The organism is Mesorhizobium sp. M8A.F.Ca.ET.057.01.1.1 (genome assembly GCF_003952565.1).
GTDB lineage: Bacteria > Pseudomonadota > Alphaproteobacteria > Rhizobiales > Rhizobiaceae > Mesorhizobium.
Genome location: NZ_CP034454.1, coordinates 4951292 through 4964044 on the forward strand (window position 1 = coordinate 4951292; position 12753 = coordinate 4964044).

The following is a 12753-nucleotide window of genomic DNA, read 5'->3' on the forward strand; positions in this document are numbered from 1 at the left end:
CAAATCATAATCAGGAGGCGGCAACGATCGTCTTCGGCCAGAGGGTTCGATGAGCGAGGTAGCGGAACGCCAAGGGTGGGAGACCCGTGTGCCGGTTCTGACGGCAAGCCAGGTCGTCAGGCGGTTCGGCGGCCTTGTCGCCGTCAACGATGTCTCGTTCGACGTCAAAGCGGGCGAAATCCTTGGCTTGATCGGACCCAATGGCGCTGGCAAGACGACCATGTTCGACTTGTTGGCCGGCAGTATCCTGCCCACCAGTGGCGATATCCTGCTCAATGGCGCGCGCGTCTCGGGCGAAGCCGCTCACCTGCGCATCGGCCGAGGTCTCGGCCGCACCTTCCAGATCCCGCGCCCGCTGCCCAATCTGACGCTGATCGAAAACATCATGCTGGCCGCGCAGGGTCAGGCGGGCGAAAGGCTGCTCGCCAACTTCGTTACGCCGTGGCGGGTGGCGGCTCAGGAAAGAGCCGCCCGGGCAAAGGCGCTCGAACTGCTGGAACTGGTCACCCTCAGCCATCTCGCGCATGAGCCGGCGCGCGTGCTTTCCGGTGGCCAGCGCAAGCTGCTCGAACTTGCCCGGGTGATGATGGCCGATCCGGCGATCATCCTGCTCGACGAACCGGCGGCCGGCGTCAACGCGACGCTGCTTGAAGTCATCATCGACCGCATCCGCGACATCAATGCGCGCGGCATCACTTTCCTGCTGATCGAGCACAACATCGACATGGTGACGCGGCTCTGCCACCGCGTCCTCGTGATGGCGAGCGGTCAGTTGCTCAGCGAAGGCACGGCGGAAGAAGTCGCTCGCGACCCGCGTGTCATCGAGGCCTATCTCGGAGGCAGCACATGAGCGAGACCGTCCTCGATGTCCACAATCTCGAAGCCGGCTACGAACCCGGCGTGCCCATCGTGCGCGGGGCTTCGATCACCGTCGGCAAGGGCGAGATCGTCGTCGTCCTCGGTCCCAACGGCGCCGGCAAGTCAAGCTTCATCAAGGCGATCGCCGGCCTCGTGCCGATCACCGGCGGTTCAGTGTTCCTGGACGGCAAGGACATCACCGCCGCGCCGGCCCACACCATGGTGCGGCTTGGCCTCGCCTTCGTGCCGCAGACCGAGAATATCTTTCCGCTGATGTCGGTCGAGGACAATCTCAGGGTTGCCTGCGGCATCCTCGAGCGGCGCGACATCCCGGCCCGCATCGAGGAGATGTATGCCGCTTTCCCCGACCTCGTCCGCCAGCGCGGCACCGCGGCCGGCAATCTGTCCGGAGGACAGCGGCAGATGCTCGCCGTCGCACGTGCGCTGATCGTCCACCCCAAGGTGCTGGTGCTGGACGAACCGTCGGCTGGCCTGTCGCCAAAGTTCGTCTCGACGGTGTTCGAGATGCTTGCCGGCATCCGCAAGTCCGGAGTCACCATCCTTTTGGTCGAGCAGAACGCCAAGGCAGCGCTTGCCATCGGCGACCGCGCCTATGTTCTGGTCGAAGGCAAGGACCGGCATGAGGGCGTCGCCTCCGAATTGTGGAACGACCCGGTCGTCGCCGAACTCTATCTCGGCCAGCGTCCCCAGCATCGGCAGGGAGGCGCGGCATGAGCCTGCAATTCATCGTCGACGGATTGCTGACCGGTTCGATGATCGGCCTCGGGGCCATCGGCGTGACGCTCACCTATTCGATCCTGCGTTTCTCCAACTTCGCCCATGGCGACTTCATGGCCTGGGGCACCTATGCGACACTGGCCGTGGTCAGCGCCATCGGTGCGACGTCCGGCAAGGTGGCGCCGCTCGGGCCGCTGTCCTTCGGATGGCCGCTCCTTGTTGCCCTGGTCGTCGGCATGGCGTTCACCGCACTGCTGGCGCTGCTGCTCGACAAGGTGTTGTTCTCGCGGCTGCGCTCGCAAGGCCAGGCGATCATTGTCGTGATGGCGAGCTTCGGCGCCTCGATGGCGCTGCGGAGCCTGCTGGAGTTCACCTTCACCTCACGGCCAACCTATTTCAGCCGCGCGATCCAGATCGCCATGCCGGTCGGCTTCGGCATCCGCATCACGCCCGACCAGATCGCCTTGCTGCTGCTGACCGCCGTGCTGGTGCTCGGCGTGCATCTGTTGATGACGCGCACACAGACCGGGCGTTCCATGCAGGCGCTGAGCCAGAACGTGGCGCTGGCCCGCATCGTCGGCATCGACGTCGCCAAGGTGGTGCGCGTCACCTGGATCGTCGGCGGCGCGCTTGCCTGCGTTGCCGGCGTGATGATCGGCATTCTGGTGCAGATCCGCCCCTTCATGGGCTTCGATATGCTGCTGCCGATGTTCGCCGCCGCCATCCTCGGTGGCATCGGCAGCATCCCGGGCGCGGTGCTCGGCGGCCTGATCATCGGGCTCGCCGAAGCTGGTGCGGTGCAATTGATCGGCGCCGAATGGCGCGCCGCCGTCTCCTTCATCATCCTGATGGCGGTGCTGTTCGTGCGGCCGATCGGCCTTTTCGGAGTTCGGGAAAGATGATCGATCTCGTCGGCTACGGCGCCTTCTTCCTGACCACGGCGCTGATCTTCTCGCTGGTCACGCTGGGGCTCAATCTGCAGTGGGGGCTGACCGGCCTGTTCAATGTCGGCCTTGCCGGCTTCGTCGCCATCGGCGCCTACACATCGGCGCTGCTGACGACACCGGACGACGCCGCGAGGCTGGGCGGTTTCGGCCTGCCGATCCTTGTCGGCTGGGCAGGCGCCATGGTGGTTGGCGGTATTGCCGCGGCACTTACCGGCATGGCCACATTGCGTCTGCGGTCCGACTATCTGGCGATCACCACATTCGGGGTCGCCGTGGTCGTGCAGCTGGTCGCGCTCAACGCGCAGAAGCTGACCGGTGGCCCATTCGGCATCGGGTTCATCCCGCGCCCCCTCGGCGGCCTGGCGGAGACGCCGCTGCTGTTCAACCTGTCCAACCTCGCCGTCGTCTCGGTGGTGACGCTGATCGCCTATCTCGCCTTGGAGCATCTGTCACGCAGCCCCTGGGGCCGCGTGCTGAAGGCGCTGCGGGAGGACGAGCGGGCGGCGATCTCGCTCGGCAAGAGCGCGCGTTTCTACCGCGTCCAGGCCTTCGCCGTCGGTGGCGCCGTCATGGCACTGGCCGGCGCGATGCAAGCGCATTTCACCGGCTTCATCGCACCCGACAATTACCTGCCGATCCTGACTTTCCAGGTCTGGGTCATGCTGATCGTCGGCGGCTCCGGCAGCAATCTCGGCGCCGTCGTCGGCAGTGTCCTTGTCTGGGGGATATGGGCCGGATCGGGCACGGCGACCAGCGTGTTCTTCCAGCCCGAGCAGCAGGCGCGCGCCGCCTCGCTGCAGATCGTGGCCACCGGCGTCATGCTCTGCGTCATCCTTCTGGTCAGGCCGAACGGCCTGTTTGGCGACAGGCCGCGGCGTGCACGCTTCGGCAAGCGGGCGAAACTGGCCACGGCCAAAAGCAGTTCCAACGGATGAATGCCGTGGTCAGGCAGGAGGCGCATGGCGCATCGCTCTGGCACGCCGGCAGCAGCAATCGTCGCGAGCGGCCGGCGCTGAATGGCGACCTCGATGTTGACCTCGCTATTGTCGGCGGCGGTTTTTCCGGGCTTTCAACCGCACTGCACGCGACCGGCAAAGGACTTTCCGTCGCCGTTCTCGAAGCCGAAATCATCGCCTGGGGCGCGACCGGCCGGAATGCCGGTTTCGTCGTGCCGAACTTCGCCAAGATGGACCCCGACAGCATCCTTGCCCATCTCGGCCCCGAACGCGGTGAAAGGCTGATCGATTTTGCCGCTGGCAGCGCCGACCTCGTCTTCGGCTTGATCCGGCAACACGGCATCCACTGTGACGCGGTGCAGAACGGATGGATCCAGCCGGCGCACTCGCCGGCAGCTCTGGAGAAGGTCAAATCACGCGCGGGACAATGGGCGCGGCGTGGCCGGCCCGTCGTCACCCTGGATCGGCAGGATGTCGAAACGCTGACCGGCGCGCGCGGCTATCTCGGCGGCTGGATGGACCGTTCGGGCGGCGTACTCAATCCCGTCGCCTATGCACGCGGATTGGCCGATGCGGCGGAAAGGGCCGGCGCGCGGATCTTCGAACAGACACGTGTCACATCGGTTGATCGCGTGGCCGACGGCTGGGCGCTGAAAACGCCATCGGGCTCGGTGCGCGCTGCCAGGGTGCTGATCGCCACCAACGCCTATGGCGGGCCACTCAATCCGTTGCTCAAGCGAACCTATTTTCCGCTCAAGGTTTTCCAGATCGCGACCGCGCCCCTGCCGCTCGAAATCCGCACGCGCCTGCTTCCCGGGGGGCAAGGCGTCGGTGACACCAGGCGCAATCTCTTCACCTTCCGCTTCGATGCCGACAACCGGCTGATCAGCGGCGGCATGCATATCCTAGGCGCTGGTGCCGACAGACGCGTACCGCAAACAATCTGGCGCCGGCTTGCCGCCGGTCTCGACCTACCCGACCTGCCCCCGCTTGCCTATGGCTGGTCAGGAATGGCCGCTGTCGAGCCTGATTTCCTGCCGCACCTCCTTGACCTCGGCCCGGGCCTGATCGCCGGCCGCGCCTGCAATGGACGCGGCATCGCCATGACGACCGCGATGGGCAAGGTACTGGCCGACTGGGCCGCTGGAACCGACGCCCGCGAGTTGCCACTGCCTTTCGCGCCACCGACGCCGATCCCGTTCCACGCCCTGCTGCGACACGCACCCAACATGTTGCTCGGCTGGAGCATGCTGCGCGACCGGATGGATGAAACAGCATAGGCCGACCGGGCCTGCCGTCCGATCAGTCCGTCGTGCGAAGATTTTCGGAAAGAACCGCGGCCGCCGCGGCAATGTCCTGTTCAAGGGATACACGAACGGCCGGACCGTTGCGCCGTTCCAGCGCGGCGACGATCCTGTGGTGTGCGTCATTGGACTGCGGAATGTAGCGATCGGCCCGCATCAGGAGCTTGAAATAAGGTCCGACGCGCCCCCAGAGATCGCGGATCATGTTCAAGAGGATGGGCGCGCCGGCGTGCTCATAAATAGCAAAATGGAAGGCCTCGTTCAGGGATAGATAGGTCGTGGCGTCCTGCGCCTCGATGGCGCGCTGCATGCCGGCGAGCACGGCTGGTATGTCGGCCAGCGCGCTCTCGCTCATGCGCGTGGCGGCCATCTCGCCCGCCAATCCCTCGACGGCGATGCGGATGCGCGTCAGTTCCGCGAAAGCGGGCTCGGACAACAAGGGCACGATGATCGAGCGGTTGTTCTGCATTTCCAGAAGCCGCTCGGCGACCAGCCTTTGCAACGCCTCGCGGATCGGGGTGGTCGAAATGCCAAAGGTTTCGGCGAGCTTGCGGATGACCAGTGTCTGGCCCGGGCTGAAACCGCCCGAAATCAATTCCTGCTTGAGTGCGCCATAGGCGCGGTCGTTGAGGGTTTGATGCTCGAGCTTCAGCATGCGCGGGCCGCTCAGCTCACCATTTCGACAGCGCGCGATCGAGCGTCTCGGCCAGTTGCTCGGCATTGTCCCTGGCAAAGGGCAGCGGCGGCCTGATCTTCAGCACATTGCCACGTGGACCGCAGGACGAGATCAGCACGCCATCCTCGCGCATGGCTTCGACGACGGATGAGGTCTTGGCAGCGGCAGTGGCCTCATCCTCCGCCGTCAGCTCGATGCCGAAATAGAGGCCGTTGTGCCTGACATCGGCGACCATGCCGTGGCGGCTTTTCAAGGCGTCCAACAGTTCCCCGGTATAGGCGCCGACCGTCCGCGCGTTCTCGATCAGCCCTTCGCCCTCGATCACCTCGAGAACGGCGATGCCGACGGCGGCCGCGACCGGATTGCCGCCGAAGGTGTTGAAGTAGCCGGTATTCGAACCGAAGGAGGCAACGAGCCGTGGCCGGACGATCACCGCGCCCATCGGATGACCGTCGCCGATCGGCTTGCCCATGGTGACAATGTCAGGTTCGAGGCCATAATTGGCGAAGCCCCACATGCCCTGGCCGAGCCGGCCGAAACCGGACTGGACCTCGTCGGCAATGACGATGCCGCCCGCCTTCCTGACATGATCGGCCGCCTCGCGCATGACAGAAGCAGCGGGAAAGAAGATGCCGTCGCTGGAAAAGGCGGAATCAAGAAGCAGCGCCGCCGGACGGATGTTTTGCGCGCGCATATCCTCGATGGCGGCGACGACATTTCTGGCGAAATCATGCGCGGCGCGGCCGCCGTCGCGGAATGTATCCGGCGCCGCCACGGTCCGGTGTTGCGCGGGCACGCCCTTGGCCCCGACCGCCGCCGGCGACAGCTGCGCGGTAGCGATGGTGGCGCCGTGATAGGCGAATTCGGTGATGATCACACCGGTGTTGCCGCTGGAGTGCTGTGCGATGCGGATGGCGAGATCGTTGGCCTCGCTGCCGGTGCAGGTAAACATGGCATGGCCGAGATGGGGCGGCAGCGTGCCAAGCAGCTTTTCGGCGTAATCGAGGATGATCTCGCTGAGGTAGCGCGTGTGCGTGTTGAGCGTGGCGGCCTGTCCCGACAATGCCTCGACAACGCGCGGATGGCAGTGCCCGACCGAGGCGACGTTGTTATAGGCGTCGAGGTATTTTCGGCCCTGGGCATCGTAGAGCCAGACACCGCTGCCGCGCACCAGATGGATCGGGTTGCGGTAGAAGGCGCGATAGGTCGGCCCGAGCAATCTGGCGCGGCGTTCCAGCAGCGCGTGCTCTTGTGCGGAAACTCCGGTATCGGCGGAGGCACTTGCGGGCGAGGACTGGGACACGGGCATCTACTCCGGCTTGGAATGGTCGAGAAAATAGCGGCGGGCGTCAGCGGACGATAGACCGTCCAGCCGTTCAAGCGAGGTCCAGACCTCGGTGATGAGCCGAAGCACATAATCGCGTTTGGCCGGAAACCGTTCGGCCTGCCAGCTGGCAATGTTGGCGATGAGCGCAAGCCGCGCACGAATGAGGTGGAAGAGGATGCCAAGCTCTTCGATTTCGAGCGGCTGCACGGACTGATAGCCGGCGACGAAGCGAGCCGCGGGCGCCAGAGGGTGACCTTCAGCCGGCCAGCGGTAGACGGCACCGATGGCGAGGTCGCAGATCAGCGGCGAATGAATCATGTCGCCGAAATCGAGAATGCCGTTGACCACTTCCGGCCGCGCGGCATCCATCACCACATTGTAGGAGTTCATGTCGTTGTGGACGATCTGGGCGCGCAGGCCGGGGATGACCGGCGCCGCGTGCTCCTCGAAGGCGTCGATGACACGCTCGACCATGGCGCGATGGCCGGCATCGGCGATATGCACCAGCATCGGCCGCGTCTTGGCGACCTTGCGGATGTCCCACAGAAGGTCGCTGCCGGCAGCCGGATGGAAAAAGCCGCGCAGTGCCCGGCCAAGCCGGGCGAGGAAGATGCCGAGATTGCGGTCCTGCGCCGCTGACGTGGGCGAGCGCGAAAGCAACTGGCCGGGCAGATAGCTGACCAGCCGGACGATGCGCGGCAGCGATCCGCCGACGCCGACCATGAACTGTGCTTCGCCTTCGAGGCTCTTGTGCACGGAAGGAACAGGCAGGGTCCGGTCGACCGTCAGAATGTGGTCGAGCGCCTTGTTCTGGAAATCAGTGAAGCCGGCCTCTTCCGCCGGATGCGAGACCTTCAGGACGAACTCGCCCTCGCCTTCGGTCTGGATGTGAAAATTATGGTCGCGTTCGCCCGGCAGCGGGCGCGCGCTGCCGGTGAGCCCATAGTGCCGGCGCAACAGGGCAAGCGCCTCGGCGATCGAGACATCAGGCGCATCCTCCGCAAGCGTCTCGCCGAAGGCATCCGATACGGCCGCGTTCATGGCCTGATCTCGGCATTTATGGGCTCGAGACCGCACCAGTCGGCGATGAAGAGCGCAATGGTCTGCGTGACCTTGCGCACGGAGTCGAGATCGACGGCCTCGTCATAGCCATGCGGCATGCGGCAGATCGGGCCGTAGACGATTGCCGGCGTGTCGGCATAGAGGCCGAAGAAGCGCGCATCGGTGGTGGCCGAGGTGACGTGTTCCGTCAGCGGCTCACCCCACACCGCGGTATGGCTGCGACGCAGCACGGCTTCCATCTCGTCGGCACCTTCAAGCACGTAGCCCTCGGCCATGAAGCCGTTATAGGTCATCCTCGGCGGACGATTGGCGAGGAACGGATCGGCGCGCGCCGCATCCGCGATACAAGCTTCCAACTCCGCCCTGGCGTCTTCGAGCTTCTGGCCGGGATAGGTCGCGACACGCATCTCGAAGACGCAACGCGCCGGAACGCTGGACGTCCATTCGCCGCCTTCGATCTTGCCGAGATTGAAGCGGATCGGGTGCGGGTGATCGCAGAAACGCCTGTCGTCGACCTTCCTCGCATTCCAGACGATTTCGAGTTGCTTCAGCGCCTGGACGATGAGGAAGGCCTTTTCGATGGCATTGGCGCCGGCCGAGAAGGCGCCAGACGCGTGCTGCGGATCGCCATCGACTTCGACCCTGAACCAGATCGGCCCGACCTGCGCCCGCATCAACCTTGGCTCCAGCGGTTCGGGAATGAAGGCCGCGTCGGCACGGTAGCCGCGCTGGAGGCAAGCGAGCGCGCCATTGCCGGTGCACTCCTCCTCGACCACCGACTGCAGGAACACTTTCGCGGCCGGCTGATAGCCAAGGCCGCGCAAGGCGGCCAGCGCATAGCGGCAGGCCGACAGGCCCGCCTTCATGTCGCCGGCGCCGCGGCCATGCATCCAGCCATCCTCGATCACCGGATCGTAGGGGTCGCGGACCCAGCGGTCGAGCGGTCCCGTCGGCACCACGTCGATATGACCGTTGAGGATCAGTGAGCGGCCGGTGGCGTTTTTCGGCGTGTGAGTGGCGACGACGTTGAATGCGTTATCATAGGAAACCGCCACGGGGGAAAATCCGGGCAGGTCGCGGATCGCGTCGACATCGACACGCCACATGTCGATCGCATAACCATCGGCTTCATAGGCCGCCGCCATGAAGGATTGCGCGGCATGTTCCTCGCCGCGTTGGGAGGGAAAGCGCACGAGATCGGCCATAAAGGCGAGCTGACGGTCGAAACCATCGTCGACCGCCCGCAAAATGGCCTCATCCGCAATTCGCTCAGGCATGATATTCCGCTTTCCTGTGAATGGTGTATCATATCTCATATGCCATTCCCCGAAAAGGCAAGAAGACAGGCCGGCCAAAATTATGGCCCACCCCTGCAGCCTCTTGGCAGGCGGCCGCAGAATTGGCATCAGCTGCTTGACATGCCGGCAGGCTGCGCGACGGAAGATCGAGGACAGATGCAAGTCACCGAAGGCACATTGCCGGATGAAATCACCGATCTCGCGTCCGGCTACCGGCGTATCCCGGCCGGCAAGATCGTCAATGCGGTGACGTGGATGGAAGCGCGCGCGCCATTGCAGGGTCTCGCGCATCCGCTGGCGATGGTCCGCGTCACCAACCCCGAGCCCGCCTTCTACCGTTCGGTCTTTCTCGAGATCGGCGCTCCCTGGCTGTGGGACCGCGCCGCCGAAATGTCGGACGCCGACATCGCGGCGCATTTCGCCGACCCGCGCCAGCATCTCTATTACGGTCACGATGAAAGCGGCAGCCATATCGGCATGGCCGAGTTCACTGTCACCGACGGCAACGAGATCGAGATCACCTATTTCGGTCTCTTTCCTTCCTTGACCGGCCGTGGCCTTGGCAAGCGGCTGATGGCGGGCGCGCTCGATCAGGCATGGCGCCTAAAGCCGGAGCGTATCTGGCTGCACACCAGCAGCATCGATCATCACAGCGTCATCGGCTTCTATCGGGCTTGCGGGTTTGAACCCTTCGCCGCCGGCTTCGAGATCACCGACGATCCGCGGATCAAGGGAACCTTGCCGCGCGATTGCGCGCCGCAAATTCCGCTGATCGACACGGAATGGGTGCCCGGCGCCAGATGAGACCGTCTTCGCAACCCGCGGGCCAGGCATCGCCCCACCACCGACGGTGGGTACGGCGCGAGCGCATCCTGTCGAGGTTGGAGCGGCATGTCGACACGCGCATCGTGCTGTTCGCCGCGCCCGCCGGCTTCGGCAAGTCGACGACGATGGCGCAATGGGCAGCCGAGGTCGCGCGCCACGGCCGGCTGACGGCATGGCTGTCCTGCGAAGCGACGGACAATGACGAAGGCGCCTTCCTGTCGCATCTGGTTGGGGCGCTGCGCCATCTCGTGCAGAACCCGGCCGAGCTCGACCTTGCCTTCCAGTCGAGCCCGATCCCGCAGCTTGACGTGGTGCTGGCGGCCCTTGTGGCGGGTCTTGCGGCACGCCATGCCGACATCACTCTGTTCTTCGACGACTATCACGCTGTCGAAGCACCGGCAGTGAAGCGGTTCATGGAGCGCCTGACGCGGCAGGCTCCCGCCAACGTCACCTTCGTCATCGGTTCGCGCAACCTGCCCGACCTGCAGCTCGGCAAGCTCAGGGTGCTCGGCGATGTCTTTGAAATCGGCCCGGACGATCTGCGTTTCGCCTCGTCCGAAGCCGAAGCCTTCTTCAACGACAAGCTTGGCCTCTCCATCGGCAGTGGCACGGTGGAAACTTTGTGCTCGCGCACCGAAGGCTGGGCCGCAGGCCTGCAGCTCGCCTCGCTGTCGCTCAGCGCTGCCCAGGCGCCCGAAACCGTCATCGGCAATTTCACCGGTGCCAACCGCAATGTCGCCGACTTCCTGATGGGGGAAGTGTTCCTGGAACTGCCGCCGGCACTGGCGAAGTTCCTGCTCTACTCCTCGATCTTCGAGCGTTTCAGCGCCGAGGCCTGCCGGGCGGTGATACGCGCGGCGGACGCCGAGGCTGCTATCACCGAGATCGAGACCCGCAACCTGTTCCTCGTGCCGCTCGACGAGGAGCGGCGCTGGTTCCGCTATCATCATTTGTTCCATGACTTTCTCAGCCGCGAGATGGAACGGCGCGAACCGGAGATGATCGCGCCGCTGCATCTGGCGGCTTCGGAATGGTTCGGCGAACGCAAGATGCTGACCGAGGCCATCGGCCATGCGCTCGCCGCCGGCGACCAGGCCCGCGCGGCGGTGTTCGTCGAGAACAATGCGCTCGAACTCATCGCCCAGTGCCAGCTGCTCTATGTGCGCCAGTTGCTGGCGCTGCTGCCAAGGAAACTGATCGACCAGCGCATCCGTCTGCAGCTTGTCGTGCTGTGGCTGGCGGTGCACTCGAGCCAGCCCGAGATTGCCCAGCAGACACTGGCCAATGCGCGCAAGCTGGTCGAGACCGGGCCCGCCGACGACCAGGATCCCGGCACATTGACCGGCACGACGATCGAGGCCGAAATCGTGGTCCTCGAAGCCGCCGTGCACAGCACGCTGGAGCAGTTTGAGGCCGCACGCGACACCGCGCTGGCCGCGCTGCGCATCATCGCGCCCGATGCCTGGTTCATGGAAGGCGCCACCGCCAACGTCATCGGCTACAATCTCTACGCGCTGGGCGACCTCGAAGGGGCGCGCGCGGCAGCGGACGCGGCGCGCAAGGCGCATGAGCGAAGCGGCAGCCTGCTCGGCGTCACCATCGCCAATTGCTACATGGCGGTCATCGAGCGCTCGGCCGGCCGCCTGCCGGCCGCCGAACGGCTGCTGCGTAACGCGATCATCGAGGCGAGGACGCGGATCGGCGCGAACTCCTATGCCGAGGCGCTTGCCGGCACGCTGCTTGCTGAACTCGCCTACGAGACCAACGCGTCCGGCGAAGCACTGGCACTGGTCGAGAATCTCGGGCCGCTGATCGAGGGGGCCGCCGTCATTGTCTATCCCCTGGCCAGCGTGCCGACCTATGCCCGCGTGCTGCAGCTGACCGGCCGGGGCGACGCTGCCCTGGACATGCTGGAGCGCGTCTACCAGCGCGTGCGCGGCTCCGTCTACCGCCGCCTCGCTTCGGTGCTGGTGCATGATCGCATTCGGCTGCTGATCGATCAGAACCGCGTCGCCGAGGCACGCGCATTGCTGAGCCAGCATCGCGGCGAAAGCGCCGAGACCGTCCCAACTGTCGCCAACGAATTCGAGTTCTTCGCCGAAGGCCGGCTGCTGACGGCGGAGAAATCCTACGCGGGGGCGGCCGCGATTTTCGACACGCTGCTGGAGCGAACGAAAAGCAGCGGGCGCATGCGCCGGCACATACTGGCGCTGATCCTACGCGCCAAGAGCGCCGGCCATGACCAGCGCGAGGCCGACCGGCATCTCCTCGAAGCACTGCGCCTTGCCCAACCCTCGGGCTTCATCCGCTCCTTCGTCGATGAGGGCAGGCCCGTCGTCGAGGGTTTGATGCGGCTGCGCGCGGCACAGGCAAAGACCGACCCCGCATTGTCGGCCTATGCAACGCGTATCATCGACGCCGCGCAGACACTGCCGGTGGCGACGCGCAAGCCGGCCATGCCGGTTGCCGAGAAGGAACAGCTCACCCAGCGCGAGTCGGAGTTAGTGCACTGCTTGTCGGAAGGCATGTCCAACCGTGATATCGCCCTTGCGCTGTCGGTGAGCGAAACGACGGTGAAGTGGCATCTGAAGAACATTTTCGGAAAGCTCTCGGTATCGAACCGCGTCCAGGCCGTGCGCGCGACGCAGGCGGCAGCAAACCTCCGCACCCCTCCGAAAGGAGGGGCATAGATTACAGACATGGCCCCTCTTTAGGGTCGGGCCAGGCGATTGTTAGCCTGCTAGCGTCATCTGGTTTTCAGA

At 65.1% G+C, this 12753-nt stretch carries 11 protein-coding genes; 7 read left to right on the top strand and 4 right to left on the bottom strand.

Annotation, left to right across the window (positions count from 1 at the left end; all coding sequences use genetic code 11):
- Positions 1-49: 49 nt before the first annotated feature.
- From EJ077_RS23625 to EJ077_RS23645, 5 genes are read left to right on the top strand one after another with little or no spacing between them, the layout of a single operon-like run.
- Entirely contained in the window at positions 50-850 is an 801-nt protein-coding gene (locus EJ077_RS23625) for an ABC transporter ATP-binding protein (protein WP_208696729.1), read from the top strand.
- Positions 847-1593, top strand: a complete 747-nt coding sequence (locus EJ077_RS23630) for an ABC transporter ATP-binding protein (protein WP_208696731.1) — start codon at positions 847-849, stop codon at positions 1591-1593. Before EJ077_RS23625 ends, EJ077_RS23630 begins: the two co-directional genes overlap by 4 nt.
- Positions 1590-2498, top strand: coding sequence for a branched-chain amino acid ABC transporter permease (locus tag EJ077_RS23635; RefSeq protein WP_208696733.1), 909 nt, complete (start codon positions 1590-1592; stop codon positions 2496-2498). Before EJ077_RS23630 ends, EJ077_RS23635 begins: the two co-directional genes overlap by 4 nt.
- Positions 2495-3478, top strand: a complete 984-nt coding sequence (locus EJ077_RS23640; RefSeq protein WP_208696735.1) for a branched-chain amino acid ABC transporter permease — start codon at positions 2495-2497, stop codon at positions 3476-3478. Before EJ077_RS23635 ends, EJ077_RS23640 begins: the two co-directional genes overlap by 4 nt.
- A complete protein-coding gene (locus EJ077_RS23645; protein WP_208696737.1) occupies positions 3475-4779 on the top strand; it encodes an NAD(P)/FAD-dependent oxidoreductase in 1305 nt (434 codons plus the stop codon). The genes EJ077_RS23640 and EJ077_RS23645 overlap by 4 nt, the downstream gene beginning before the upstream one ends.
- A gap of 22 nt (positions 4780-4801) precedes the next feature.
- Here EJ077_RS23645 and EJ077_RS23650 read toward each other — a convergent pair whose 3' ends face one another.
- Genes EJ077_RS23650 through EJ077_RS23665 form a run of 4 tightly spaced genes read right to left on the bottom strand, consistent with a single transcriptional unit; the run spans position 4802 to position 9145 of the window.
- A complete protein-coding gene (locus EJ077_RS23650) occupies positions 4802-5458 on the bottom strand; it encodes a GntR family transcriptional regulator (RefSeq protein ID WP_135881692.1) in 657 nt (218 codons plus the stop codon).
- Between the two features lie 16 nt (positions 5459-5474).
- Positions 5475-6788: an aspartate aminotransferase family protein gene (locus tag EJ077_RS23655; protein ID WP_208696739.1), complete on the bottom strand. Its 1314-nt coding sequence runs from the start codon at positions 6786-6788 to the stop codon at positions 5475-5477.
- Positions 6789-7847, bottom strand: coding sequence for a phosphotransferase (locus EJ077_RS23660; RefSeq protein ID WP_208696741.1), 1059 nt, complete (start codon positions 7845-7847; stop codon positions 6789-6791).
- The gene (locus EJ077_RS23665; RefSeq protein ID WP_208696743.1) at positions 7844-9145 is read right to left on the bottom strand and encodes an ArgE/DapE family deacylase; all 1302 of its coding nucleotides are present in this window, start codon (positions 9143-9145) and stop codon (positions 7844-7846) included. The genes EJ077_RS23660 and EJ077_RS23665 overlap by 4 nt, the downstream gene beginning before the upstream one ends.
- A gap of 177 nt (positions 9146-9322) precedes the next feature.
- Between EJ077_RS23665 and EJ077_RS23670 the strand changes: the two genes are divergently transcribed.
- Both EJ077_RS23670 and EJ077_RS23675 read left to right on the top strand, forming a co-directional pair.
- Positions 9323-9970: a GNAT family N-acetyltransferase gene (locus EJ077_RS23670; protein ID WP_135881695.1), complete on the top strand. Its 648-nt coding sequence runs from the start codon at positions 9323-9325 to the stop codon at positions 9968-9970.
- Positions 9967-12681 (top strand): LuxR C-terminal-related transcriptional regulator, encoded by a 2715-nt coding sequence (locus EJ077_RS23675; RefSeq protein WP_208696745.1) that lies wholly within the window; start codon positions 9967-9969, stop codon positions 12679-12681. Before EJ077_RS23670 ends, EJ077_RS23675 begins: the two co-directional genes overlap by 4 nt.
- Positions 12682-12753: the final 72 nt, after the last annotated feature.

Coding starts and splice junctions, on each gene's coding strand:
- EJ077_RS23650 (WP_135881692.1), bottom strand. CDS start 5,458: ATGCTGAAGCTCGAGCATCAAACCCTCAACGACCGCGCCTATGGCGCA.
- EJ077_RS23645 (WP_208696737.1), top strand. CDS start 3,475: ATGAATGCCGTGGTCAGGCAGGAGGCGCATGGCGCATCGCTCTGGCAC.
- EJ077_RS23660 (WP_208696741.1), bottom strand. CDS start 7,847: ATGAACGCGGCCGTATCGGATGCCTTCGGCGAGACGCTTGCGGAGGAT.
- EJ077_RS23640 (WP_208696735.1), top strand. CDS start 2,495: ATGATCGATCTCGTCGGCTACGGCGCCTTCTTCCTGACCACGGCGCTG.
- EJ077_RS23655 (WP_208696739.1), bottom strand. CDS start 6,788: ATGCCCGTGTCCCAGTCCTCGCCCGCAAGTGCCTCCGCCGATACCGGA.
- EJ077_RS23665 (WP_208696743.1), bottom strand. CDS start 9,145: ATGCCTGAGCGAATTGCGGATGAGGCCATTTTGCGGGCGGTCGACGAT.
- EJ077_RS23675 (WP_208696745.1), top strand. CDS start 9,967: ATGAGACCGTCTTCGCAACCCGCGGGCCAGGCATCGCCCCACCACCGA.
- EJ077_RS23625 (WP_208696729.1), top strand. CDS start 50: ATGAGCGAGGTAGCGGAACGCCAAGGGTGGGAGACCCGTGTGCCGGTT.
- EJ077_RS23670 (WP_135881695.1), top strand. CDS start 9,323: ATGCAAGTCACCGAAGGCACATTGCCGGATGAAATCACCGATCTCGCG.
- EJ077_RS23635 (WP_208696733.1), top strand. CDS start 1,590: ATGAGCCTGCAATTCATCGTCGACGGATTGCTGACCGGTTCGATGATC.
- EJ077_RS23630 (WP_208696731.1), top strand. CDS start 847: ATGAGCGAGACCGTCCTCGATGTCCACAATCTCGAAGCCGGCTACGAA.